20 protein-coding genes are annotated in these 24,663 nt (G+C 40.3%); 7 read left to right on the top strand and 13 right to left on the bottom strand.

Annotation, left to right across the window (positions count from 1 at the left end):
- The first annotated feature begins 22 nt into the window (after positions 1-22).
- The gene (nadC, locus tag HZB59_02935) at positions 23-895 is read left to right on the top strand and encodes a carboxylating nicotinate-nucleotide diphosphorylase (protein ID MBI5020368.1); all 873 of its coding nucleotides are present in this window, start codon (positions 23-25) and stop codon (positions 893-895) included.
- Positions 896-2,404: a polysaccharide biosynthesis C-terminal domain-containing protein gene (locus tag HZB59_02930; GenBank protein ID MBI5020367.1), complete on the top strand. Its 1,509-nt coding sequence runs from the start codon at positions 896-898 to the stop codon at positions 2,402-2,404.
- 154 nt (positions 2,405-2,558) lie between these two features.
- Here the strand turns inward: HZB59_02930 and HZB59_02925 are convergent, their stop codons facing one another.
- The 8 genes from HZB59_02925 to HZB59_02890 form a co-directional block, all read right to left on the bottom strand.
- On the bottom strand, positions 2,559-2,861 hold the full coding sequence (locus HZB59_02925; GenBank protein ID MBI5020366.1) for a type II toxin-antitoxin system RelE/ParE family toxin: 303 nt from the start codon (positions 2,859-2,861) through the stop codon (positions 2,559-2,561).
- Complete coding sequence (locus tag HZB59_02920) at positions 2,858-3,082, bottom strand: addiction module protein (GenBank protein ID MBI5020365.1); 225 nt, start codon at positions 3,080-3,082, stop codon at positions 2,858-2,860. Before HZB59_02920 ends, HZB59_02925 begins: the two co-directional genes overlap by 4 nt.
- A gap of 306 nt (positions 3,083-3,388) precedes the next feature.
- Positions 3,389-4,285: a hypothetical protein gene (locus HZB59_02915; GenBank protein MBI5020364.1), complete on the bottom strand. Its 897-nt coding sequence runs from the start codon at positions 4,283-4,285 to the stop codon at positions 3,389-3,391.
- A gap of 386 nt (positions 4,286-4,671) precedes the next feature.
- Positions 4,672-6,927, bottom strand: a complete 2,256-nt coding sequence (locus HZB59_02910) for a PAS domain S-box protein (GenBank protein ID MBI5020363.1) — start codon at positions 6,925-6,927, stop codon at positions 4,672-4,674.
- A 246-nt stretch (positions 6,928-7,173) separates the two neighbouring features.
- Positions 7,174-8,328 carry a hypothetical protein gene (locus HZB59_02905; GenBank protein ID MBI5020362.1) on the bottom strand — a complete coding sequence of 385 codons (1,155 nt, stop codon included), beginning with the start codon at positions 8,326-8,328 and terminating at the stop codon, positions 7,174-7,176.
- A 165-nt stretch (positions 8,329-8,493) separates the two neighbouring features.
- On the bottom strand, positions 8,494-8,652 hold the full coding sequence (locus HZB59_02900) for a hypothetical protein (GenBank protein MBI5020361.1): 159 nt from the start codon (positions 8,650-8,652) through the stop codon (positions 8,494-8,496).
- A gap of 239 nt (positions 8,653-8,891) precedes the next feature.
- Positions 8,892-9,482 (bottom strand): aminotransferase class IV, encoded by a 591-nt coding sequence (locus tag HZB59_02895; GenBank protein MBI5020360.1) that lies wholly within the window; start codon positions 9,480-9,482, stop codon positions 8,892-8,894.
- Complete coding sequence (locus HZB59_02890; GenBank protein MBI5020359.1) at positions 9,475-10,446, bottom strand: aminodeoxychorismate synthase component I; 972 nt, start codon at positions 10,444-10,446, stop codon at positions 9,475-9,477. Before HZB59_02890 ends, HZB59_02895 begins: the two co-directional genes overlap by 8 nt.
- A gap of 39 nt (positions 10,447-10,485) precedes the next feature.
- Between HZB59_02890 and HZB59_02885 the strand changes: the two genes are divergently transcribed.
- Complete coding sequence (locus HZB59_02885; protein MBI5020358.1) at positions 10,486-11,058, top strand: aminodeoxychorismate/anthranilate synthase component II; 573 nt, start codon at positions 10,486-10,488, stop codon at positions 11,056-11,058.
- Here HZB59_02885 and HZB59_02880 read toward each other — a convergent pair.
- The 5 genes from HZB59_02880 to HZB59_02860 all read right to left on the bottom strand — a co-directional run bounded on the left by HZB59_02880 (position 11,055) and on the right by HZB59_02860 (position 19,584).
- Entirely contained in the window at positions 11,055-11,894 is an 840-nt protein-coding gene (locus HZB59_02880; GenBank protein ID MBI5020357.1) for a thioredoxin family protein, read from the bottom strand. The genes HZB59_02885 and HZB59_02880 overlap by 4 nt on opposite strands.
- A gap of 15 nt (positions 11,895-11,909) precedes the next feature.
- The gene (gene obgE / locus HZB59_02875) at positions 11,910-12,902 is read right to left on the bottom strand and encodes a GTPase ObgE (protein ID MBI5020356.1); all 993 of its coding nucleotides are present in this window, start codon (positions 12,900-12,902) and stop codon (positions 11,910-11,912) included.
- An 88-nt stretch (positions 12,903-12,990) separates the two neighbouring features.
- Positions 12,991-14,055, bottom strand: a complete 1,065-nt coding sequence (locus HZB59_02870; GenBank protein ID MBI5020355.1) for a hypothetical protein — start codon at positions 14,053-14,055, stop codon at positions 12,991-12,993.
- Complete coding sequence (locus HZB59_02865) at positions 14,055-17,636, bottom strand: tetratricopeptide repeat protein (protein ID MBI5020354.1); 3,582 nt, start codon at positions 17,634-17,636, stop codon at positions 14,055-14,057. The genes HZB59_02870 and HZB59_02865 overlap by 1 nt, the downstream gene beginning before the upstream one ends.
- A 562-nt stretch (positions 17,637-18,198) precedes the next feature.
- Positions 18,199-19,584, bottom strand: coding sequence for a tyrosine phenol-lyase (locus HZB59_02860; protein ID MBI5020353.1), 1,386 nt, complete (start codon positions 19,582-19,584; stop codon positions 18,199-18,201).
- 616 nt (positions 19,585-20,200) lie between these two features.
- Between HZB59_02860 and HZB59_02855 the strand changes: the two genes are divergently transcribed.
- From HZB59_02855 to HZB59_02840, 4 genes are all read left to right on the top strand, one after another.
- A complete protein-coding gene (locus tag HZB59_02855) occupies positions 20,201-20,779 on the top strand; it encodes a nucleoside recognition protein (GenBank protein ID MBI5020352.1) in 579 nt (192 codons plus the stop codon).
- Positions 20,776-21,318, top strand: coding sequence for a spore maturation protein (locus tag HZB59_02850; protein ID MBI5020351.1), 543 nt, complete (start codon positions 20,776-20,778; stop codon positions 21,316-21,318). The genes HZB59_02855 and HZB59_02850 overlap by 4 nt, the downstream gene beginning before the upstream one ends.
- 102 nt (positions 21,319-21,420) lie before the next feature.
- The gene (locus HZB59_02845; GenBank protein MBI5020350.1) at positions 21,421-22,317 is read left to right on the top strand and encodes a proline dehydrogenase family protein; all 897 of its coding nucleotides are present in this window, start codon (positions 21,421-21,423) and stop codon (positions 22,315-22,317) included.
- Positions 22,318-22,433: 116 nt separating this feature from the next.
- Positions 22,434-24,413 carry an oligopeptide transporter, OPT family gene (locus HZB59_02840; protein ID MBI5020349.1) on the top strand — a complete coding sequence of 660 codons (1,980 nt, stop codon included), beginning with the start codon at positions 22,434-22,436 and terminating at the stop codon, positions 24,411-24,413.
- Positions 24,414-24,663 lie beyond the last annotated feature (250 nt).

Here is a 24,663-nt window from a genome sequence, read left to right as displayed (position 1 = left end):
GATAATAATTTGGAGGGAAATGATGGATCAGCATTACGATAACGGACAAATTAATCAAATAATCCAAGAAGCGATAGTTGAAGATGTCGGACTCGGGGATATCACAACCGAGTCGATTGTACCACCCGATTTATTGGGGCACGGCGAAATGCTGGCGAAAGAGCAGGGAATTGTTGCAGGAATTGAAATCGCCGAAAAAATATTTCATTTTATCGATCCGGAACTGCAGTTCAAACATTTCATCGCCGATGGATCGATTGTCGATACCAATACGATTATCGGTGCGGTTGATGGTTCATTCGGATCTATATTACGGGCAGAACGCACCGTGCTGAATATTGTTCAGCGGATGAGCGGTATAGCAACCATAACTTCGAAGTTTGTCGAAGCTGTTCGTGGAACCCGTGCGAAAATAACCGATACACGGAAAACCGCTCCGGGATTGCGATATCTGGATAAATTATCTGTCAAGTTAGGCGGCGGTACGAACCACAGGTTCGGATTAGACGAAATGGTTTTAATTAAGGATAACCATATCGCTTCGGCAGGAGGAATAACGCGTGCAATCGAACTTTGTCTGGATTTCCTTTCAACAAAAAAATATAAGATAAAAATCGAAGTTGAAACAAAAAATATCGATGAAGTAAAAGAGGCATTGAAATTTAAAGAAATCCACCGTATCATGCTCGATAATTACTCGATTGATGGAATGAAAAAAGCGGTTGAACTCATCGGTCATCGAGTGGAGGTGGAAGCATCCGGAAATGTGACATTGCAAAATGTTCGAACTGTTGCGGAAACGGGAGTCGATTTTATTTCTGTCGGAGCTCTCACACACTCTCCGAAAGCGCTCGATATTTCTTTAAAGGTTATTCACTTACCAAAATCTGTCTGAATGTTTCAGCAAATTAAGCGACTCGGAACCGAGACGGCAATTTACGGCATAAGCACCATTCTCGGCCGCTTCCTTAATTTTCTTCTCGTTCCGTTTTATACAAACGTTCTTGCCCCGGGCGATTACGGGATTGTTGCTTATGTTTATTCCCTGATCGCTTTCGTTAATGTCTTTTATTCTTACGGGATGGAATCTGCGTATTTTAAATATTCATCAACACTGGAGATTGGAACAGCAAAGCAAAATTTCAGTACACCGTTCATATCGCTTCTTGGTACGTCGTTTATTTTTTCAATGGTACTCGCTTTACTCGCATCGCCGATATTGAAAATGATAAATGTTCCGATAGAATATGAATCGATCCTGCTTTATACAGTAGGCATTTTAGCATTCGATGCGATTGCAATCATTCCGTTCGCGGCGCTGAGGATGGAGCACAAAGCGAAACTGTTCGCGACGATCAAGTTTCTTAACATAGTTGTGAATGTGGGAATGAATCTCATTCTTCTTCTCGTCTTCAGGATGGGTGTGATTGGAGTGTTCATAAGCGGACTTGCCGCTTCTGCACTGACGGTATTGATACTGATGCCGACAATATTCCGTTATCTCACAGAAGAATTCAACCTGCCGCTCTGGAAGGCACTGATGAAGTTCGGATTACCGTATATTCCGTCGGGACTTGCGGCAATGGCAATCCAAGTTATTGATCGGCCAATTCTCCGCGCGCTTACGGATGATGCGACCGTTGGAATCTATCAGGCGAATTACCGGTTAGGAATTTTCATGATGTTGATTGTTTCAATGTACGATTATGCATGGAGACCATTTTATTTTTCGATGTCTAAAGAAGCGAATGCGAAAGAAATCTTCGCGCGCGTGCTGACTTATCTTGTCCTGTTTATGTCGGCAATCTTTTTAGTGCTGACTTTCTTCATCGGAGATTTTGCGAAGATCAGTATTTTCGGCAGGCATATAATCGGACAAAGTTACTGGAGTGGTTTGAATATTGTGCCGGTTGTCTTGCTTGGTTATTTATTCCTCGGCATCTCTACAAATCTCTCAGCGGGAATTTATATTGAGAAGAAAACCAAGTATTCACCTCTTGTTACAGGTATTGGCGCTTTTGTGAATGTCGCGGCAAACTTTCTATTGATTCCTCCTTTCGGAATGTTGGGTGCGGCGTGGGCAACGTTTATTGCTTACTTCATCATGGCTGTGACTATGTATATCGTTGTCCAGCGTATATATCCGGTGAACTATGAGTTCAGCCGCTTGCTTAAGGTTACCAGTTCGGCATCGGTCGTGATAATGTTATATTATTTCATGCCGGTTGAGGCGTTGTCCGGCACGGCGGTAATTGGTTTTCTCTGGAAAATATTTTTGATTGTGCTTTTCTTAATGCTGATGTATTTGATGAAGTTTTTTAAAACGGGAGAAATTTCTGTAATAAAAAAACTCTGGAACAGGAGAGAAGAAAAAGGAGTTAGTGATATTTCTGATAGTATTTAAGCGCGGCGTATTGTAAGATTATATCCTTATTATTGCAAATGGATTATTAGGGTATACCCTTGCTTTAAATTAAGTAAGGAAGTTTATAAAAGAAAAGATATCTTTGTTATAAAGTAACTTTGAAGGAGGGTAAGACAATAAATTATTTATTCTTCTAGGTTTCTTTCCGATTCCGCCAATAAAACGGACGTCGTTTTTGATTCGCTATTGCCAGGATATAAATTGATTCATCTATGATAGAGTACATTATGCTGTACGGAAAACGCCGTAATAATTTTCGATGAACAATTTTTAAGATTCGTGGGGATGATTCGGGATTTTGTTGAATAGCTTTTGTGGCATGCTTGACTTCATTGAGAAAGACTAATCCTAGACCAGACGCTTGTGATTCATAATATTTCGCGGCTTCATACAACTCTAACTCTGCCATTTCGTGAAATGAAACAGTTTTAATCATTTCAGTCGTGCTCGTGCATTCATGAATACTACTTTCGCTGACCTGGGTTTCGCTTTACCGCTCGATAGCTCGTTGTGTCGACGGATTGCTTCTTCTGTCCATAATTTTTCATTTTCTACGTCGGAAAGTTCGTCAAGACTTGATAGAAGCTTGCTTGCAAGCTTTGCACGAGAATATGCATCTAATTTTAATACCTGTTTTTCTATCTGCTGAACTGTCATATCATTTCTCCTTTCATATAAAACATAAGCAAACTTTCGGATTTCTACAACTTGGCAGGAGATAGTTTTTCTTTGGAATATATTCCTGATTGTACTTTTCTTGATGCTGATGTATTTGATGAGGTTTTTTAAAGCAGGAGAGATTTCTGTAATGGAAAGACTTTGGAAGAGTAGGTAATAAGATGAAGGGCATGTAGCGTAAACAAGGTGCACAAGCCGTGCACGCGCAATGACGCACGAACGGAATGGGTACATAGTGTTATGTTATATACCGTTCATAAAAGTTCGATGTATTTGTTTAGCCTTTTATCGTTTCTTCTGTTCCTTGAATGCTTTTGTTCCAGATTGAGCAAAATCTGATGCTATTGCACGAAATATCTCTGAATTTGCAATTCCATCAAGATTCTGTTTAATTGCGTTTTCAACTTTGCGTTCTTGATTTGGTGATAAAGAATTCAATGCAGCCTTTGCTTCGTCCGCTTTCTCATTAAAATAAGCAGCTAAGCCAGCCGGTATAATATATCTTGTTCTTGGAACTATCGTGCCATGGTTGATATGTAATTTTGTTCCTTTCCATCTATTTGAATTATTCTGACGTATAAAGCCAAAAATAATAATACGGCACATCTTGGTGTAAATCATGATGGATGTATCAGTTGTTAGTAAATCCATGTGAATCGTCCTTAAGAAATAACGGTTCAAGAATGGAGATGTATCGCTCGCCGTATGGTTTTCGACCGTATCTAAAAGTAATAGATGTTGTTCGAATTCACCTGGATGTTTTTGTTTTTCTAGAAGAAATGAACGCCAAGCTGTGAAAGCACGTCTAGTATACTCCATCTGTTTTTCAGTAAACTCCGATGAAGCGGTTTCTAAGTAATGATGTAATACTCTCCATGAAACTGAGACTGCAAATTTGATTGCCCACGATTCATATCGAATAGGAGAAGTCATTGGCGATGGGTCGTGCAATGGGAGGAAGATACACTCAGAAAAAGCTTTTTCCCATGTTCCAAAAAGTTGCTCGCATTCTCCACATAGTAGGTAATCTTTGATTCCATCTTGGACTCGTTGATTTGGTACAGAAACTGTACGTATAGCACTTGGGGCAGATTCTTTCAAGTAAGCAAAAACGAACTTGGCAATAATGTGGCTTAATATGAGTGTCCTGTTCTTTGAACAAAGAAGACATTTACCATTCATAACTGTTTATCCGAGCGGCATATCATATAACTAATGTATTAACAATTCTTTTTTCCCGTTTATAAATGCCACGATTATTGGATTTTCTGTGATGAGTACCTTTCCCAAAACTAGAGTGTCCTCCATATTATTTATAATTTTCATTTCGATTTGAATGTACAACACTCATATTTAAATTGCAACCACTCGTTTAAGAAATATATTGTTTGAAAATCCGGGTGGAGAATTAATTGAACTCAACCTCCACCCAAACGCTCCCCTTTCTCTAAAATTAGACCTGCCTGCTGGCAGGCAGGGAAGGGGACGATGTATGAGTAGCTATCCGTAATATCAAAGTTCCTTTTCATAAATCCGGTATTTATTGTAAGGTGTACATCCAAATGTTATCAAATGCGTTTCAGTAAAATTGCCGTCATATCATCCTGATCTGAGCCGTTGTTTGCATGCCCATGAACTGCATCGAAAAGCTTATCGAGTATTATGGCTGATGGTTCTGTTTTGTTATTGATGACAAGATCCCAAATTCGGTTTCTCCCGAATTCTTCCATTTTGTCATTCACAGCTTCAGTAATTCCGTCAGAATAAAATATGACGAAGTCACCCGGATTCAGAAAGATGGTTCGAGCATTATAGTCAGCATCGTTTGTCAACGCGAGAGCCATACCTCGAGTCGATAACGATATCGGTGACTTTGCTTCGGAAAAGAGGACAGCAGGATCTTGACCAGCATTAGCATAGATAAGTGAGTTGTTACCGGTATCGAGTATCCCATAAAATAGAGATATAAAAGTCCGTGCATCGGTGCTGTTAAAAAGAAGTTTGTTTGCCCGTTCGAGACAATGTGCCGGGTCAGAACCATACAATGCTTCACTACGAATAGTTGCTTGCAAGTTTGCCATTACCAGCGATGCCGCTAATCCTTTTCCGCTCACATCACCAAGCCCGATTGCAATTTGGTGATCGTTTAACCGGATGAAATCATAATAGTCTCCGCCTACATTCATAGCCGGTAAACTTTTCCCGGCAATATCATATCCCGGAACTATCGGATTGGATTTAGGTAAAAAGTTTAATTGTATATCCCTTGCCATCTGTGCTTCTTGTTTCTCGCGAATGCGCTCCTCTTCTAATCTCTTGTGTTCAGTGATATCCCGGTAAATCGCGTATACAGCAATTTGTTTTCCTTCATGAAAAACGGGTGCACCCAGTACAGAAACATCAATGAGCGTTCCATCTTTTCGCTTACGTTTTGTCTCAGCATCTACACGCTCTCCTCTAAAACTCATCTGTGAAAAGCGAGTTGCTTCCTCCATTAATTCAGTCGGAGCAACAAGTTCGTTCACAGGACGGCCGATTGCTTCTTCGCGTGAGTAGTTGAACATCCTCACGAATTCCTCGTTCACACTTACTACGCGATCATCATTGTCGTGCAGTAAGATTGCTTCAGGGGCGCTGTTGAATAATCGCTCGAAATAGATTTTTTGTATGAGGATTTCTTCTTCTGTTCTTTTCCTATCCGAAATGTCTCGATAAATCGCAAATACACCGATTTGCTTCCCTTGATGAAAGATTGGAGCTCCAAGAATTGAAACGTGAAATAATGTGTTGTCTTTTTTCCGGCGTTTTGTTTCAACCTCCACTCGATGTCCGTGAATAACGGTGTCTGAAAGTTTTGCTGCTTCGTCTTTCAATTCTATTGGAGCGACGAGTGAATTGATCGGTTTACTAATTGCTTCTTCGCGAGTATAGCCGAACATTTTGAGAAACTCATTGTTTACATTTACTACAATGTCATTCGTGTCGTGAAAAATAATTGCCTCGGGTGCGCTGTTAAGTAGACCTTCCATGTAAGTTTTCTGAATTCGTATTTCTTCTTCCGCTTTTTTCCGTTCCGTGATATTTCGGTAAATTGCATAATCGCCGACCTGTTTCCCCTGATGAAAAATCGGAGCTCCAAGAATCGATACGTCAATAAGAACTCCGTCTTTTCGCTTCCTTTTAGATTCTAATTCTATACGTTCTCCAAGTATAACACGATGAGAAATATCTTTTGCCTCCTCAAGCAATTCTTCAGGTGCTACCAGTTCATTTATTTGTTTACCTATTGCTTCTTCGCGAGTGTACCCGAACATCTTTGTGAATTCATCATTGATGTCTACTATACGGTCATGGTTATTATGCAATGCGATTGCCTCCGGAGCCGCATTAAAGAGTTTTTCAAGATATGTTTTTTGAAGGTCGAACTGCCTCTTGGATTGTTTACGGTTTGTTATGTCTTCCACCAGTCCTTCAAAAAATAAAACTTTTCCATAGCTGTCGCGAACTGCAACAGCTATCTCGGAGACTATCAGGGGAGAACCGTTCTTTCGCCGAAGAATCAACTCTTCGTTATACACAACTCCCTTGCGGGATAGTTTTTCACTGAACCGGCGCCTGTCCTTGGGATTTTGATAAAATTGATAAATTGGAAGGTTAAGGAGTTCATTCCGGCTTTTGCAGCCAAGCATTTTTAAAAGGGCGGGATTGACTTCGAGAAATTTTCCCTGTGGTCCGGGTGTACTGCGATAAACACCAAGTTTAAGATGTTCGATAAGGTTATGGTATGATTCCAGGACATTCTTTAGAATGTTTTCTTGATTCATTTTTTTCAATGGATTTCCCCCCTTGGTTTTCCGCAAATGCCGGGTTGTAGCGGTTTTATTAGCTTGCTCATTGTTTTACTACAAACAATTACTTCAATGATTGAAAAGATTTTTATTCCAAGTAACTTCCATATTATACTTAAAATTATCAAATTTGTTTTGAATATTATGGACTTAATTATGCGCACCTTAGGAATAATCAAACTATTCCTAAAACTACAAGGCTATCATCGTTAATCTAATAGATCAGGTAAGCTCTTTTTCATAAATTCTGTATTTCTTGTACAGTTTCCCGCCAACAGCTTCATCGAAGCGATTGATCAGATCGTTATCCTCGAGGTTCCACGACATCTCGCACCAAGTGTATCCTAATCGCGCACCTCTCTTTACTGTCTCGTAATACAACACGCTGCTGATACCGGTGAGCCGGTATTCTTTTTTAATGCCGAACACGATCGCCCGCGCCCCGGTAATTTTCTTTTTGTAATAGAGAAATTTTAAGAGACCGATGGGGCCAAGTTTTCCGTTGAGCTTTTTCAACACCTGATTCATATCAGGAAGAGTGATGCTTACACCTACCGGTTCTCCGTTGACTTCGGCAAACAAAACGAGTTCCGGTTCACAAATGGGTCTCAATTCTTTCGCCATGAGATCCATTTCCTTTTCAGTCATCGGTACAAAACCCCAGTTCAGTTCCCACGCCGCGTTATATATATCTTTGATGATCGCTACCTCGCTGTTAAAATCTTTCAGGTTAACCGGTCTGACTACAACATTTTCTTTTTTCTTCACCCGCTCTACTAATTTCGCAACCCGATCGACTACTCCTATGTCGCTTTTCAGAAAGGCATAAAGATCTTTCGCTTTAACAAAACCGTACCTCTCGCAAAATTCAAGGTAGTACTTTGGATTATACGGCATCATCATAACAGGATCGCGGTCGAAACCTTCAAGTAGGAATCCACATTCGTCGTTCATGCTTAAATTCATCGGTCCTCGAATTCGGTTCATGCCCTGATTTTTGCACCATGTTTCTGCGGAAGAGAATAATGCTTTAGCCGCTTCGTAATCTTCGGAACACTCGAACATACCGAAAAATCCGGTGCGTTCTTTATGGAATTCGTTGTAACGGTTGTCAACAATTGCAACGATACGTCCGACGATAGTTGTTCCTCGTCTGGCGATGAATAATTCGATTTTTGCGTGCTCGAAGAAAGGATGTTTCGATTGATTTAATTTGAACCTCACATCCCGCATGAGAGGGGGAATCCAATGAGGATAATCTTTGTAAATCTGCCAAGGGAGACGGATGAATTCGTTCAGATATTTATTGTTTTGGATCCGTTCAATAACTAATGCAGTCGAATTATCGGTCGATGATATGTTTGACTTATTGTCCATTAAGTCAGAATGGGATTCATCGTGTTAATCCGGATACCCAATGCCAGCGGAAATCTGGGTAAAGAAATGTCATACTTTTGTGATCCGGTAATTTTCATTCCCGTGAATAAAAATTTATGCTTCTCATAAGCAATTGGTGCAAATAAATAAATATTTTTATCGAATTTATTTTTTACGATTGTTACTGTTCTTGGATTGAATTCCGAATAAACTAAAGAGAGCAAATAATCCATAAAGCCCGTAAAATGATGGTTTATCAAGAACGAAACCAAGAGTGCCAAGAAAGCCCAATAAACCTAAAAAACCCAATGAATTTGGTTTCATATAAATACCCTTAAAAATTATTGTTCAAGAAATATTGCATGATGCCAATAGATTAATACGTTGTAAAACCGCAACAGTTGCTGTGGAATAACCGGAATGGTGTTCTGATTCATTTTAGTTCGATTTATCATGCAAGACACGAGGAATATACATTACTCGCTCATTAATTGCAAGGAATATAAAATGAATACCCGCGTTGTAAAATTGATTTTTATTTCGATGAAGAGTAAAATTAAATATTATTGGCGCGTGATATCGGAAATGTCAATTATCGGACCTTCGCCAAAATCAATCATAGAATTAATCAGAGTTGCTTTATCGAACAGATATAAATCTTCAACCCCGATGTTAGCTTCTGAAATGATATTATCCCTCAGCAACTTTTCTCGTCTTGTCCCGCGCAGCAAAGGATGCGAGGGGGTTACCCATTTCGTACCATCAAAAAAAACTATATTTGAAAATGAAGTATCCGTTACCTTTCCATTCTTGATGATAAGAATATCATCGGTATTGACTGAATCCATGAGTTCGCTGAATATTCTTCTGTCAACGTATTTGTAAGAATATACAATATTATCGCACTCGACCAGCTTGAGTGTTCGAATTTGTCGTTTGACGTAATTGGCGAATTGAATCTGCTCGATTTCTTCTGAATAGACAACCCGGCATTTGATAATATCATCGCTCAGATCTTCGGGAATTGATATCATCTCATTTAAGTCGATAATATCGTTGCATCCGAATAGATTCTTCCGGGATTTGTTCAACCTCTCGTTGTGATATTCGAGATTGTGCAGAATTCTATTTTCAACTTTTATTGTTTCAAACAATGGGCACATATATTTTATCTACCATTTCATTGTACTCTAATTTAGGATTACTGAGTGAGGTTATTCCACCCCCGCTTTTATAGATGAATTTATTTTTGTTTCGTTCTATGAATCGGATTATCACACCGCTATCGAGATAATCCCCGTCGAAATATCCGAATACTCCGGTGTAATATCCTCGTTTATAATTTTCAGTTCCATAAATAATTTGAATCGTTTTCTTTTTTGGTGCGCCGCTTATTGAGCCGGCCGGTAATAATGCAAAAATAATATCTCCAATTTTGGATTTATAATTCCGATCGAGTTCACCGACGATTTTAGAGCTGACCTGAAATAAGTTTTTATTATGTGTTTTAATTTTGTCGATGTACCGGAATTTCTCGACGCGAACATTTTTCGCAATCATACTGAGATCGTTTCTGATTAAATCGACTATAGTATTATGCTCTGCTTGTTCTTTAATATCATTCAAGATAATATTTTTCGCGTTTAATATCGAGGCATCAATCGTTCCTTTCATAGGATTGGATGAAATCCGTCCATCGGAGATTTGAATGAATCGCTCAGGAGAAAACACAACAAACTTATTCTTAAAAAATAATTTGTACTTTGCTTCGCTGTGAAGAAATATTTCAAGCAGGGTCAGATTTACTTTAATCTCGGTCGGGAAAGTTAGATTTAAGAGATATGTATTACCCGCGCCGATATGTTTTTGGATATTATTGAACGCCCGCATGTATTTTTTATGAGAAACAGGTTTTTTTGCGAAAGATATATTTTTCTGCAATATTGGCTTAACAAAATCATTGTGAATACCGTTGATATCGTACAATATTTTCGTTTCGTCGATATCGTCTAATTTAAGGATTTGTGGATTCCGCATCTCATAATCGATGATAAAAAGGAAAGGAACATTATTCTTCCCTAACCTATTCATCGTTTGTATGGCATCTGATCTATTCATTGATGTTAAAGGTAATAAAAATTTCATCAAAATAAATTTATGAATACTAAAATAATTTTAATTGATAATTATGATTCATTCACATACAATTTAATACAAATTGTTGAAAGTCAGGGTTTTGGCGTCAAGATAATTAAAAATGATGAAATAGACATCACCGAGATTAATAAATACGAAAATATTTTGATCAGTCCGGGACCGGGCATTCCCGCTGAGGCAGGAAAATTGATACCCGTTATCAAAAAGTTTGCGCCCACAAAACGAATATTAGGAATTTGCCTTGGGCATCAGGCAATCGCGGAAGCATTCGGCGGCAAATTGATCAGAATGCCGCGTGTCTCTCACGGAATGAAGAGAGAGCTGAAAGTTTTACGAAGAGATGAATATTTATTTAACGGACTCCCGGCTAAATTCGAGGCGGGTCTTTATCATTCATGGATGGTATCAAAAAAATATCTCCCTGAGTGTTTTGAAATAACCGCAACCGATCATGATGGAATCATTATGTCGATCGCGCACAAAGAGTTTGATGTTAGAGGGATTCAATTCCATCCGGAATCGATTATGACGACTGAAGGTAAAAAGATTTTAAGTAACTGGCTGAATCATTAAGGTAGCTTCGATCCCTTCGCGAGCCATACCGGCAATATCTCCATTGATAATCTTCCCGATATAACCGCAGGATCTTCACCTTCCAATTTTTCTGCCTCTTCTTTTGATCTCACATTGAAAATTATTATTCCGCGGTATTCGTTATCACCATCGAATGGTCCCGCAATAGAAATTAAACCTTGTTTGCCTAATTTGCTGAGGTGAGCGAGGTGGTTATCCTGAATCATTTTTGCCGCAACGGAATCCTGGTTTCTGTTCGGACCTTTCTTCAATAGACAGAAGAAATATTTTTTCATCGTATAATTTTCTTCACCTATCTTTATATCGAACTCGTCTTGCGAACGTGAAGAAGCGGGCGCCCACTTCTTGAGAAATTCAAAAACTTTTTCCTTGTTGTGTCCTTTACCTGACTCTAAATCTCCGGTATTCTGTGAATGAATCAGTTTACCGTCTTTTTCCAGCACGAATATATGCGGATATCCTTTGATCTCCGGGTATTGTGATAAAACTTTTTCGTTTTCATTTTCTTTGCTGAAATTAATCTTGACAACAACGTAATTCTTAAGCATAAATTCGGTTAAATCTTTATTCTTCATGAATAAAGTATCGAGCCGTTTGCACCAGATGCACCAATTACCGCCGACATCGAGTATGATTCTGCGATCGCTTCGGGTCGCTTCAATGATTGCCGTACGAATATCGGCAGCCGCGTCGCGAGCGGGATCGAATATTTCAACCGAACCGCGAGCTAATTCATTTTCATTTTGAGCAAAGTTTTGTCTTGGTGTTGAGATGAATAAAATTAAAAAGAATATATTGATATAAATTGTTTTCATTGAAATAATCTCATGTTATTTAATATTTCGACTTACTTTTCGCCACATCTCATCAATTAAATCTTTCAATCCTTCTCCGGTGACGGCAGATATATGAATAACCTTTATGGTTTTTCTGAATTTCAATTTCTTCAATGCTTTTTTAAGATCAGCATTTGCCAAATCCATTTTAGATACGGCAACGATCTGGGGTTTCTTGAGCATTTTCTCGTTGAATGATTTTAGCTCGTTGGCTAAAGTTTTATATTGTTCTTTCGGATCTTCGCTCGTGCATTCGATGAGGAATACGATCACGCTTGTTCTTTCAATGTGCCGCAGGAATTCAATACCAAGTCCTTTGCCCGTATGTGCCCCTTCGATAAGTCCCGGCATATCGGCGACAACAAAACTTTTTTCTTCGCTGTATCTTACAATGCCGAGATTCGGAATGAGTGTTGTGAATGGGTAATCTGCGATCTTTGGTTTTGCGGCAGATATACGAGAGATTAAAGTTGATTTACCCGCATTGGGAAATCCGACAAGTCCGACGTCGGCAAGAAGTTTTAATTCAAGATTGATGTTTCGTTCTTCACCCGGTGTACCTTTTGTCGCTTTACGCGGCGCTTGATTTGTTGATGTTGCGAACTCGGCATTCCCTTTGCCGCCGCGACCACCTTTGACGATCACAATTTCATCACCTTCGCGTTTTAAATCGATGATAATATCGTTTGTTTCAGAATCATGTATAATAGTGCCGACCGGAACTCTCAGAACAGTATCTTCGCCGCTCTTACCGGTTCTGTTAGATGTTTCTCCCTTATTACCATCACTCGCATTATATCTTCGCTTGTAGCGGAAGTCCATCAATGTTGTTAGTTGCCTGTCGGCCCGTAAAATTATATCTCCACCCTTGCCGCCGTTACCACCGTCGGGTCCCCCCTTGGGAATATATTTTTCGCGACGGAAACTTATCATCCCATCCCCGCCGTCACCGGCTTTTACATATATCGTTGCTTCATCAATGAACATGGTTCAATTCAAAATTAAAAAGTTAAAAATAAAAATAAGTTAATATAGCCGAGAGGACAGATTGTTTTTTCAAGTATAAAATATCGAATCATTTTTTAGGATGAAATTGCTCGGACATTATTTCTACAAATTTTGTCGCCTCCGGTGAATACGGATAAACATCATATTTTATGAAAATCTCATCGATTAATTTCGATGCCTGCTTCCATGACGATTGTTTCGTCAGGGTATCAAGAAGTGAGAGATATGCCTGTTCATTATGACTGAATATTTTCTTTATAAATTTTCTTTTGTCAGATTCCGAAATTTCAAATTTTATCTTCGGAATCGATTGAACGGCAGAATCATCATTAACCTGTTGATCCCAATTCGGGATATCCGCCTGGAACGAACCGAGCGCGTGCCTGCAGTCTTCAAGAAATTCTCCGAGTTCTTTTTTACTGATTTCAGTTTTGCCTTGCGCAATTTCACCTTCAAGACGGGGAATTGCTAGATTTAGCCCCTTATCTTCAAAATACTTGATGATCGCTTTGATCGGTAACAAGTAGTTGGTGCTTCTAATATAGTGATTAAAAAGTTCAAATACGGGTGAGATTGTTTCGGCGAGTTCATAACCCGATTTTCGTTTTATATATTCGCTGTCGGCTTTCCACAGCAATGTCTTGAATTCTTTTTCGGTTATCGCGGTAATCTTTTTTTCTGAAAAATATTTTATTACGATTTCTTTTAAATAATCATACGGCGCGAAATATCTGAATATATCGATGAGATTTTGAGCAGAAACTGTTTTATTTTTTTCAAAAATCAGGTTCGATAAAGTCCATTGCGGACGGATTAGGTAATTTATCATCAAATGAATCGTATCATCCATGTGATGTTCCATATTCTGAAACTTATAATTCAGGATGAGTACAGAATCGATTTGTTGTTGCAAGCTCTTGATTTCAGGCTGGTTATGATTGAAGCGGCTTTCTTTCGCGAACCTTAATTGTTCGTTTCGAAGTAACGCTTCAACCTCGGCTCTGAAATAATATTTTAATGAATTTGGTAAATCAACCGCCAGAATATCTTTTAAGCAGGCAACGCCGGTTCCCTTATCCGGCAGGAGTTGTTTGATTGTCTTTAATATATTTTCAGTTTCGCGTTCCAGCACTAACGGGATTCTTTCTTGATAATTGAATTTACCCTGTTAATTTCTTTTTGCGCAGCCGCTTTGAATGTCGCGTCGATTCCGGATCTATCGATCACCTGTTGGTACATGCTGATTGCCTCGCTGAATTTTGACATTTTTTCGTACGACTGTCCTGCCATATAAAGCGATGTAGCAGTCCAATTTACTTTTCCCTGTTTGGTAACCAGATAAGGTACTTTCAAAAATTCGAGAATCGCCTGCTGATAATCGCCTTTATAATAATATGCCTCGCCGATATTGTACCGGATCTCAGCTTCCAATAAGTTGCCCGCTTCTGGAATTAAATTCTGGAAATGCAAAACCGACTGATCGTAATAACCTATTTTTGTGTAGAGGGTGCCGAGTTTAATTTTCTTATCGATTATAGCCTCATCGTTAGGATATCTTTCAATGTAATCGCGTGTAATCTTTAAAGCGTCATCATACAGTTTCGTTGATTCATACGCTTCTATCAGGTTGTTCATCGCGTACGATAGTATGTCGCCCGATTTGCTCGGTGACTTTATGATTTCCTGATAAAACCTAATCGATTGTTCATATCTTTCAGCGTTGAAGTGCATGTTCCCGAGCGATAGAAGTACTCTCGGTATCACGTCTGAATCGGGAAATTTCTTGAGCACCGATTCATATTTTTTTGCAGCTTCTTCAAGCTTATTCAAAACTTCTGAAATTTTACCGATATAATAATTGCCCCACGCGCCGAATCTGGTTTCTTCATAATCGTCCGCAACGTTTTCAAACAATTTTTTTGCGGTATTATAATCTTGTTTTCTGTAGTGAAGTAGTCCGGTTTCATATTCGAACTCGGCTTTATATCTTTCCGCATCTTTGTAGTTTTTGTAAAAATCGTTTACGAGTTTTTGGGCTTCAGCAAGTCGGTTGTCACGGAGGGTGGAAACGATAGTACGCGATTGAAAATACTGCTTATCTTTCAAACTGTCGTTTGCCTGGGCAAGTTGGGAATATTGCTTTGCAGCTTCGCCATATTGTTCGGTTTGAAAAAGTAAGTCGGCAATATCGCTCGTCGTGGAACCGGCGTCGCCAAGCGATACGGCTTGCCTGAAATAAGAGGATGCTTTATCAAGGCGTCCCTCGGAGCGGGCAAGAGTTCCGAGCGAGTAAAATACTTTGCTCGCGTAAACTCCTTTCCTATCACCAATCAAATATTCCGTATAATATTTCAAAGCATTTTGACGCTCACCCTTTTTTTCATAAACCGTTGCCAGCGAAAAATAGATTTGATTTACGCTGTTTGTTTTTGATTCGTCGGTAAGATATTTGTTCAACGATTCAAAATAAAGTTGAATCGCTTCGTCATACTCGGCATTCGCTATGTGCAGCTCGGGTATTACCGATGCCGCTTTTTCTGAAATGAAACTGTAATAGTAATCATTGACCAGCCGTTTCAGTATGCTAATCGCTTCGGGATAGTTACGCTTCTGATTATAGTGTTCGCCAAGATTCCAAAGCGATTGGAGTGTAGAAGGCCTGACATGCTCAGAGGAAACTGCTTTTTGCCAATTCAGCTCAGATGAGTCGGGGTTTTTAAGTTGCTTATACAGATCACCCAATTCAAAATATGCGTCGGATAAGATAGGAGATTTTGAATATTCCGTGACTAAAAGCCGGAGAGTTGATATCGCATCGTTGGGTGCCTGAGCCATCGCGGATGCGTTTGCCAACTCCAGTAAAATCTGATCCCAATGACCGGATGAGGGATATTGTGATAAATATTCCTGAGCCATGCCGATAATCTCGGTCGGATTTTTCGCACGGGATTTTAATTTGTAAGAATAAAATGCGACGTCATCATTCGCGTTGTTCTTCGGATATTTTTTTAGAAGAGCATCATAAAATTCGATCGCCGGAGTGATCGCTTCAGGTTTCAATTCAGATAAAAGATGATATGATCGTGCGCGAAAATAATAAGCATTGAATAGCCGATCTTCATCCAATCCTCCGTCGATTGCCGATGTGAATTGCTTTGCCGCAGATTCATAATCTTTTAAATCGTTAAAGTATATTTCACCCAATTTGAAAGAGAGTTCAGATTTATTTTTATCTGTTAAGACTTCGCCCATCAGTCGCGCAAGTTTTTCAATTCCGGCATCCCGGTCTTTGATTCGGTGATTCTGAATGAATTCGATTTTGCCCGAAACCGAATCGGAGAAATCATTCGCGGGATAACGGGTTTGAAGATCGATGTATGTTTTTAACGCGTCGTCGAAATCGTTGGCTTTCTCCTGACAAGCAGCAATTCCAATCGCGGCTTCAACAACCAACGGTGATTGCGGAAATTTTTGAGTCAATTGATCGTAAATATTTATCGCTTTTCTGTATTCCTGTAAATTATTCTCGAAGATTCTTCCTAACCTGAGCAATGCAGATGGAGTCTGAATATTATCTGGTAAAACCCCGGCATAGTTCAACAAATAGCGGCAAGCCTCGTTGTACTGCTTGAGCATGAATGACGCGTCGGCAGCAGAAAGTAAAGCTGTTCCCAAATAATGAGAACTCGGATTGGAAATTATTTTTTTAAAATATCGAAGCGCCTCTTTAAAATCTTCGTTCAAAAAAGCCGATCTGCCCGCTTCAACAATCGCTTGATCTGCCAGCGTTGATTTCGGGAATTTCGAGATAAGTTTATCAAATGATTTTTTGGCATTCGAATATTCTTTCTGATTCCGGAAAGCTTTACCAGTCTCAAGCATCGCTCTGGATTGGAGTGAATCATCCGCAGACTCGTCTGAGAAAACTTTTTTAAAATAATCTATCGCGGTATTATAGTCGCGCCCGCTCGCGGCTAACTTTCCCAGCTCGAATGCCGCTGCTGTTGCGGCAGATGATTTTTTATTATTTGAAATCACCGATTTGAATGTTGCCTCGGCTTCAGCGAATAAACAGTTCAATACCTGCAGTTTACCGATCGAGAATAAAGCGCTTGCCTTGACCTCGGGAGGGGCATCGCTTTCGGCAACACGCCGTGCTTCGCGTTCTGCCAATTCCGTTTGACCTTCTTCGGCATACATCTCTCCGATAGCAAACCGCGCCGGCAACACACTTGAGGTTGTCGGATATTCCTGAATGATGATGCGGAAAATTTTCTTAGCATTCTCCCGATCTTCCAACTGACGATATAACTGACCCGCTTTTAACAGCGCCTCGGGCACCAACTGACTTTTAGGATGAAAAACTTTTACCCGCTCGTACGCGGAAGCGGCTTCACGTACATTGTTGAGGGCGAGGAAGGCATCGCCAACTTTCAACCACGCTTCGGGCGCTTTCGGGTGTTCAACGTATGTAAGCGCAAAATTCTGAAAAGTTACTCTTGCCTCATCGTACCTTTTTAATTTTAGTTGCGTGGTGCCGAGGTAAAAGCGCGATTCGATGCCGTTGGATGTATTCGGATATGTATTGATGAAATTTTTAAATTGCTCAACTGCCAAATCGTACATCCCGTCGTTGTACAAACCGACTGCTAATTTGAATTCGGAGTTTTCTTTATCCTGAGCATGCATCGGTTCACTAACCACGAATAACAAAAAACAAAGGAGTAATGACCAATAACCAATAACCAACAGCCATGAGCTAGGAGCTAAGAGTATAGAGCTTAGAGCAGAGGGCTTAGGGCTGAGAGAAATGAGCCGGGGGCTTTGGGCAGAGAGCTTAGAGCTTTGAGCTGAGAAATGAGTGCTAAAAATTAAAGGCAAAGAATTATTGTGAGATGTGTGTTTTTTTCGTCTAAACATTTGAATTGCCAATGCTTAATTGTCAATCGATAATTGTAAATTCTTTCAAAGATAGCTCAATTTTGGGAGTTGTGCAAACGGAAGGAGGGCTGTATAGTGGAAACATCTGAATAATAAATTCAATGTCATGGTGAGCAAGTTTATCCCGAGTTTATCGAGGGATCGAACCATGACTTTTTGCTATGGAATCACACTTCGACAAGCGTTCGACTGAGCTCACGCCGAAGTCTCAGCGTGACAGTCTTTTGCTGATTAATATAATATTTCAGAAGTCTCTACTGAGTAGTTAATTTGTGAGTGGTGAGTTAGATAAAATATGAGGCGGTTCCGGATTTGACGAAACCGCCGCTGTATACTATAACCTTTCGAATCGTGCCTGGAAAAATCTCAAGTATTTCGGTTCATATACCATGCGCATACCTTTGATTGAGTTTCTTCGCCCATAGACATCGACAATAGATTCAGTCGTTACATCGCAGTGTGCCTGCGTGTAAACTCGGCGCGGAAATGTGACGCGGACAAGTTCAAGTTTCGGATAATAGTGATCACCTGTCTCTTTATTCCTTCCGGCAGAAACAATTCCTCGTTCCATAGTTCTTACGCCTGAATCCAAGTAAATTTCCGCCGCAAGCGTTTGAGCGGGGAATTCAGTTTGCGGCATTTTCGGGAAGAATTGTTTCGCATCTAGAAATATCGCATGTCCGCCTACCGGTTGAATGATGGGAACATTTTGCTCAAGCAGTTTATTGCCCACATACTCCACCTGACCGATTCTCGCTTTGATATGATCGTATTGAACTGCTTCTTCGATGCCGCGAGCCATCGCTTCCATATCGCGGCCCGCTAAACCGCCGTACGTGTGCAATCCTTCATACACAACCACGAGATTGCGTGCTTCTTCGAAAATATCAAAATCGTTGATCGCGAGGAAGCCGCCGATATTCACAAGCAAATCTTTTTTTGCGCTCATCGTTGCGCCATCGGTGTACGAGCACATCTCAAGCAATATCTCGGAGATAGATTTATTCTGATAACCCTCTTCACGCGTCTTGATAAAATATGCATTTTCAATCGCACGGGTTGCATCAAAGATAATTTTAATGCCATGATTGCTCGTCAGCTCACGCACGTCTTTCATGTTCTTCATAGAAACCGGCTGGCCGCCCGCCATATTTACGGTGGCTGCAACGCTCACGTAAGGAATTTTGTTCGCTCCAACACGCTTTATCAATTCTTCCAATTTTTGCAGATCGATATTCCCTTTGAAAGGATGTGTGCTCAGTGTATTGTGTGCTTCATCGATGATTACATCCACGAAGGCGCCGCCGGCAAGTTCCTGATGAAGACGGGTAGTTGTAAAATACATGTTGCCCGCTATGTAATCTCCGGGCTTGATCATTATTTTGGAAATTAAATGCTCTGCGCCCCTGCCCTGATGCGTGGGAACAAGATATTTGTAGCCGTAATATTTTTTTACCGCGTCTTCAAGGTGAAAATAATTTTTACTTCCGGCGTATGCTTCATCGCCAAGCATCAACCCTGCCCACTGATTTTCACTCATTGCGTTAGTGCCGCTGTCGGTTAAAAGATCGATGTAAACATCTTCCGATCTCAGAAGGAATGTATTGTATCCTGCCGTTTCAAGTGCTTTAACTCTTTCAGGTTTGGTTGTCATTTTAAGCGGCTCAACCATTTTAATTTTAAACGGTTCAGCCCATGAGCGTCGTTTTTGAATCGTCATTAAAGTGTTCCTATTAAAGATTATTTAATTTGTTGCGGTTAAATGCGGATTAAATTTGAGTTAAAGATATGGTAAATTTGGGAGTTGTGCAAAAGTGGATCGGTGTTGACATCTCCCCAATAATCCGTTATATTAACACGTTGTGAAGTCGGAAGTCTGAAGTAGAAAGTTAAAATTAAAAAATCTAAGGGCTAAGAGCTAAGTGTTGAGAGTTACAATATCATGAAAAGGTAGAGCTATGCTCAATTATATTTGGTTGGGATTAATAGTGATCGGAATAACGGTTGCCGTTTGGGGCGATTGGAAAGAACTTTCTTCAAACAAATACCATAATGGTGAAGTGATAGAAACCGTTCTACATTTTGAAGAGCCACCACCTTATCCTTTGAGGCAATCGCAGGTTTATCCTTGTACACTAATTTATTCGTGTGAACTCGGCATGACACAGAAAGCCGAAATTGTTGCTGGCAAAAGTAATTCCGGTACTCTCCATATTTTTGTCGACGAGAACACTCCGCCTCTGTGGCAAGAAATTTTTAAGATGCAAAAGAATGAAAAATATCTTTCTGCTCATATCAGCTACGATGTTTTTAACGGCAATAATATCAAATGCAAAATGGTTTTTGATCCGATTAAATTTGTCAAACTGAATGCCGTTACTAACGATGGAATAATTAAATACGCAAAAATTGCCGTCGAGCTTGCCCTCGGGCTTATCGGCATAATGGCTCTGTGGCTTGGCATTATGAAGATTGCCGAGCAATCGGGACTGATTGCCAAGCTTGCAGGTCTACTGAAACCTGTTACAACCAGATTATTCCCGGATGTCCCCGCCGATCATCCTGCTATGGGTGCGATGATAATGAATATATCTGCTAACATGCTCGGTCTTGCAAATGCTGCAACGCCACTCGGTTTGAAAGCTATGGAAGAATTAAATAAGCTGAATAAAAAATTAGGAACAGCAACCGATGCTATGTGTACATTTTTAGTTATCAACACTAGTAATGTGCAGTTGATTCCGGCAACAGTGATAGCAATTAGAGCATCTGCGGGGGCATCTAATCCGACAGATATTATTGGGCCTGTAATTGTTGTCACTACGGTCAATACAATTGTTGGAATTATTACTGTAAAGTTACTGGCAAAATTGCGAATTTTCAGGAAGCAACTTGAGGTGGAGGCGAAACCATGAAAAATTTTGTTGATATCGTGGCTATGATTTCTGTTTTGGCAATCCCGGCACTTATCTTATTCATCATAATTTACGGCGCTGTTAAAAAAGTGAAAATCTATGAAGCTTTCGTTGAAGGTGCGAAGGAGGGGTTCAACATAGGCGTCAGAATTATTCCATATCTTGTTGCAATGCTTGTTGCAATCGGAATATTTCGTGCGGGTGGGGCGATGGAATTGCTTTCAAAATTATTATCACCACTTACAAATTTGATCAACATGCCTGCTGAAGCATTACCGATGGCAATTATGCGTCCGTTATCCGGCAGCGGTGCATTAGGAGTGATGGCGGAAACAATTAAATCTCACGGACCAGATTCTCTCATCGGACGAATGGTTGCAGTGATGATGGGCAGTGGTGAAACGACATTCTATGTGCTTGCTGTCTATTTTGGTTCGGTTAGCATAAGTAAAACCAGACAAGCAGTCCCTGCCGGAATTGTTGCAGATGTTGTGGGAATATTTATGTCGGTATGGATTGTAAATCTTATATTCGGTTGAGATTTCTTGATTTTTATGGCGATTGTGCCTATATTCAGCAAGTTTAATTTTCCCATAATGCCGAAATAAACAAGATTTTCAATTCCTTTTTGAATAAAGTAAATGAATCTACTAAATAAGCTTATTGTTACCACGCTCCCAGTCGTTCCAAAACCAATTGTAAGAAAATTTGCAAATAAATATATTGCCGGCGAGACTCTTTTGGATGCAGTTCGGGTTGTCAAAGAATTGAACTTCAAGGGAATCATGGCAACTTTAGATGTTTTGGGTGAAGCGATCTCAACTAAAGAAGAAGCCATTGCTGCACGGAATGAAATATTAGAATTATTTCCAACCATTCAAAAAGAAAAATTAGATTCGAATGTTTCAATCAAACTCACTCAACTTGGCTTAGCTTTAGATAAAAATTTTTGTCTTGATAATGTTCGAATGATTATAGCCAAGGCAAAGGAGTTTAACAATTTCGTCCGGATCGATATGGAAGATTCTCCAACAACAGACGATACGATTTGGGTGTACCGTCAAATCCGGAAAGATTTTAACAACAGCGGAATTGTGCTTCAGGCGTACATGCGACGAACTGAAAACGATGCTGATGAGTTAATAAAAGACGGACTCGGACACTTTAGATTGTGCAAGGGGATTTATGTTGAACCGGCGGAGATCGCATTCAAAGGACACGATGAGGTCAATCAGAATTTTGTTCAGGTGTTGAAGAAAATGCTCGAACAAAAAGCTTACGTCGGTATTGCCACTCACGATGATTATTTGGTTGATGCGGCATTCCGAATTATACAAGCTATGAAGTTGCAAAAGCACCAGTATGAATTTCAGATGTTGCTCGGTGTGAAAGACGATTTGCGATCGAAGATAGTTCAGGATGGACACAGGATGCGGGTTTATGTTCCATTTGGAGAACACTGGTATAGATATTCGATCCGGCGGTTTAAAGAAAATCCTCAGATGGCCGGTTATGTTTTTAAAGCGTTATTCAATTGAAAATGAAATGTTAATTATTAATTCTTCTATTATATATAAAGGAGACATCAATGGCAGATACACAATCTGGTGGCGGAGCTAAAAAGTTTACGCCATACGTTCCGGCTGATAAAGTGATGACGGAATTTTCCGGCAGAGCGCTTTTTATCGGCTTGATCATGTGCGTCGTTTTGGGCGCCGCTAATGCATACTTAGGATTGAAGGCAGGTATGACAATCGCTGCTACTTATCCCGCTGCGGTTATCGGCATGGCATTCTTGCGATTAGTCAAAGGGAATATTCTTGAAGAGAATATGGCTAGAACAGTCGGCTCAATAGGTGAATCGGTTGCAGCGGGGGCTATCTTCACACTTCCGGCATTTTTTATCGCGGGAATTTGGGAAGAGTTCTTTACTGTAGGTCATTATCTTCAATCATCTCTCATCATGCTTGCCGGTGGCGTGCTTGGAATTATGTTCGTAGCACTTTTACGGCGGGTTATGGTAGAAGATGTTGAGTTGCCATTTCCGGAATCGGTTGCAGCATCTGAAATCCATAAAGCCGGTCGTAGCGGTGGAACGGGTGCGAAGTTTTTATTCGCAGCAATGGGTATTGGTGCAATAATTCAGGCGATGCGTAATTTGAGATTCTTTGCTGAATCGGCTGAAAAATTCATTGAATTTTCAAAAGCAACAATCGGTTTAAAAACAAGCGGTTCGGTTGCAGCACAAAGCGGTATTCTTTTAACCACACCCGGAGTCAATCCATCTTACATGGGTGTTGGATACATTATCGGACCGAAACTTGCTTCACTGAACTTCAGCGGCGGATTACTTGCGTGGGGATTGTTCGTTCCGATTCTTACGTATTTCATAGGTCCCTCATTGATGTCAACTTCAACAACACCGATGGATGACGGTTCATGGACAGCAATGGCGAATAATGTATGGCGTTATATTGTTCGTCCGATTGCAATCGGCGGTATGTTGATGAGTGCAGCATTCACATTATTTAGAATGAGAAAAAGTTTGGGCGCGGGATTAAAACGTTCAATCGGCGATGTGAAAAAAGCTGCAACAGGCGAACATGTAACCGTGAGAACCGAACAGGATATAAGTTTCAAATGGGTTATGATTGGAATTCTGTTGACAGGAGTTTTGACATTTTTCATCTATAATTACTTCGCGCAGGATGTTGTTGCAGCGTTGGTCGCAACAATCGTGATGATTATTGCGGGATTTTTCTTCGCAGCAGTTTCCGGTTATCTTGTCGGAATAATCGGCTCAAGCAATAATCCTATAAGTGGTCTGACGCTATCAACCCTGCTTGTTGCTGCTCTTCTTATGGTGGCGCTTGGTATGTCGGGACAAACTGGGGTTGCAGCAGTTTTAGGTGTTGCGGCAGTTGTTTGCGTTGCGGCTGCAGTTGCAGGCGAGATGTTGCAAGATCTTAAAGTTGGACATATACTCGGCGGTACACCGTGGAAGATGCAGGTGGGTGATCTTATTGGTGTCGGACTTGCGGCGGCTGTTATGTTTTTCCCGCTCGTAATTTTACATCAAGGTGATATTAATATGGGTGGAACCGGATTGGGAGGTAAAACTTATCCCGCTCCACAGGCAAGTTTGATGGCATTATTGTCTCAGGGAATTGTTGGCGGACAAATGGCTTGGCCTCTTATTATAGTAGGAATGCTGATGGGTCTTGGTTTCATTTTGATGCAGGTAAAAAGCCCGATGCTTGTTAGCGTCGGCATGTATTTACCTCTTGAAACAACATTCGCCATTTTCATCGGCGGTATAATCAAAGGTATGGTCGATAAGGTTGTAGCAAAGAAGAAATTCAACGATGCGCAAAAAGCGCGGGTTGAGAATACAGGTGTTCTTCTTGCCGCAGGTTTAATTGCGGGTGAAGCTTTAATCGGATTGCTTTTTGCCGGACTCGCGGTTGCCGACATTAAGTACGATGCATGGTTACCTGCAGTATTTGCAGGATTCCCATTCCCGTTCTATGTAAGTTCAATCGTATTTGTATTCATAGCATGGCTCTTGATTCAGATACCGGTTAAGAACGCTGGTCGTCCAGATGAACCTGCTCCACCAACTGCAGTAATGTAATATTGTTATTCTTACTCTCGTCCCATTTTGTTTGGGACGAGAGTAAGAATCTGATTTCCCAATGATTGAAGGAATATGAAACAAAACGAAACTGAAAGAATAAACCTCTTAGATTTAAAACCATCGAGAAATTTAAAATGGGAAACAGGTGAGAAGAACGAAGTGATTTTGTTTGTTCCGAAAGCAGATTGAAAACGAGTGATAAATTCTTTTCTTCCGTTCTTTAATCTTCCGAAAGCCATTAAAAACT

Source organism: Ignavibacteriales bacterium (assembly GCA_016214905.1).
In the GTDB taxonomy this organism is placed as follows: domain Bacteria; phylum Bacteroidota; class Ignavibacteria; order UBA10030; family SZUA-254; genus PNNN01.
This window is presented reverse-complemented; position numbering and strand designations above follow the sequence as displayed.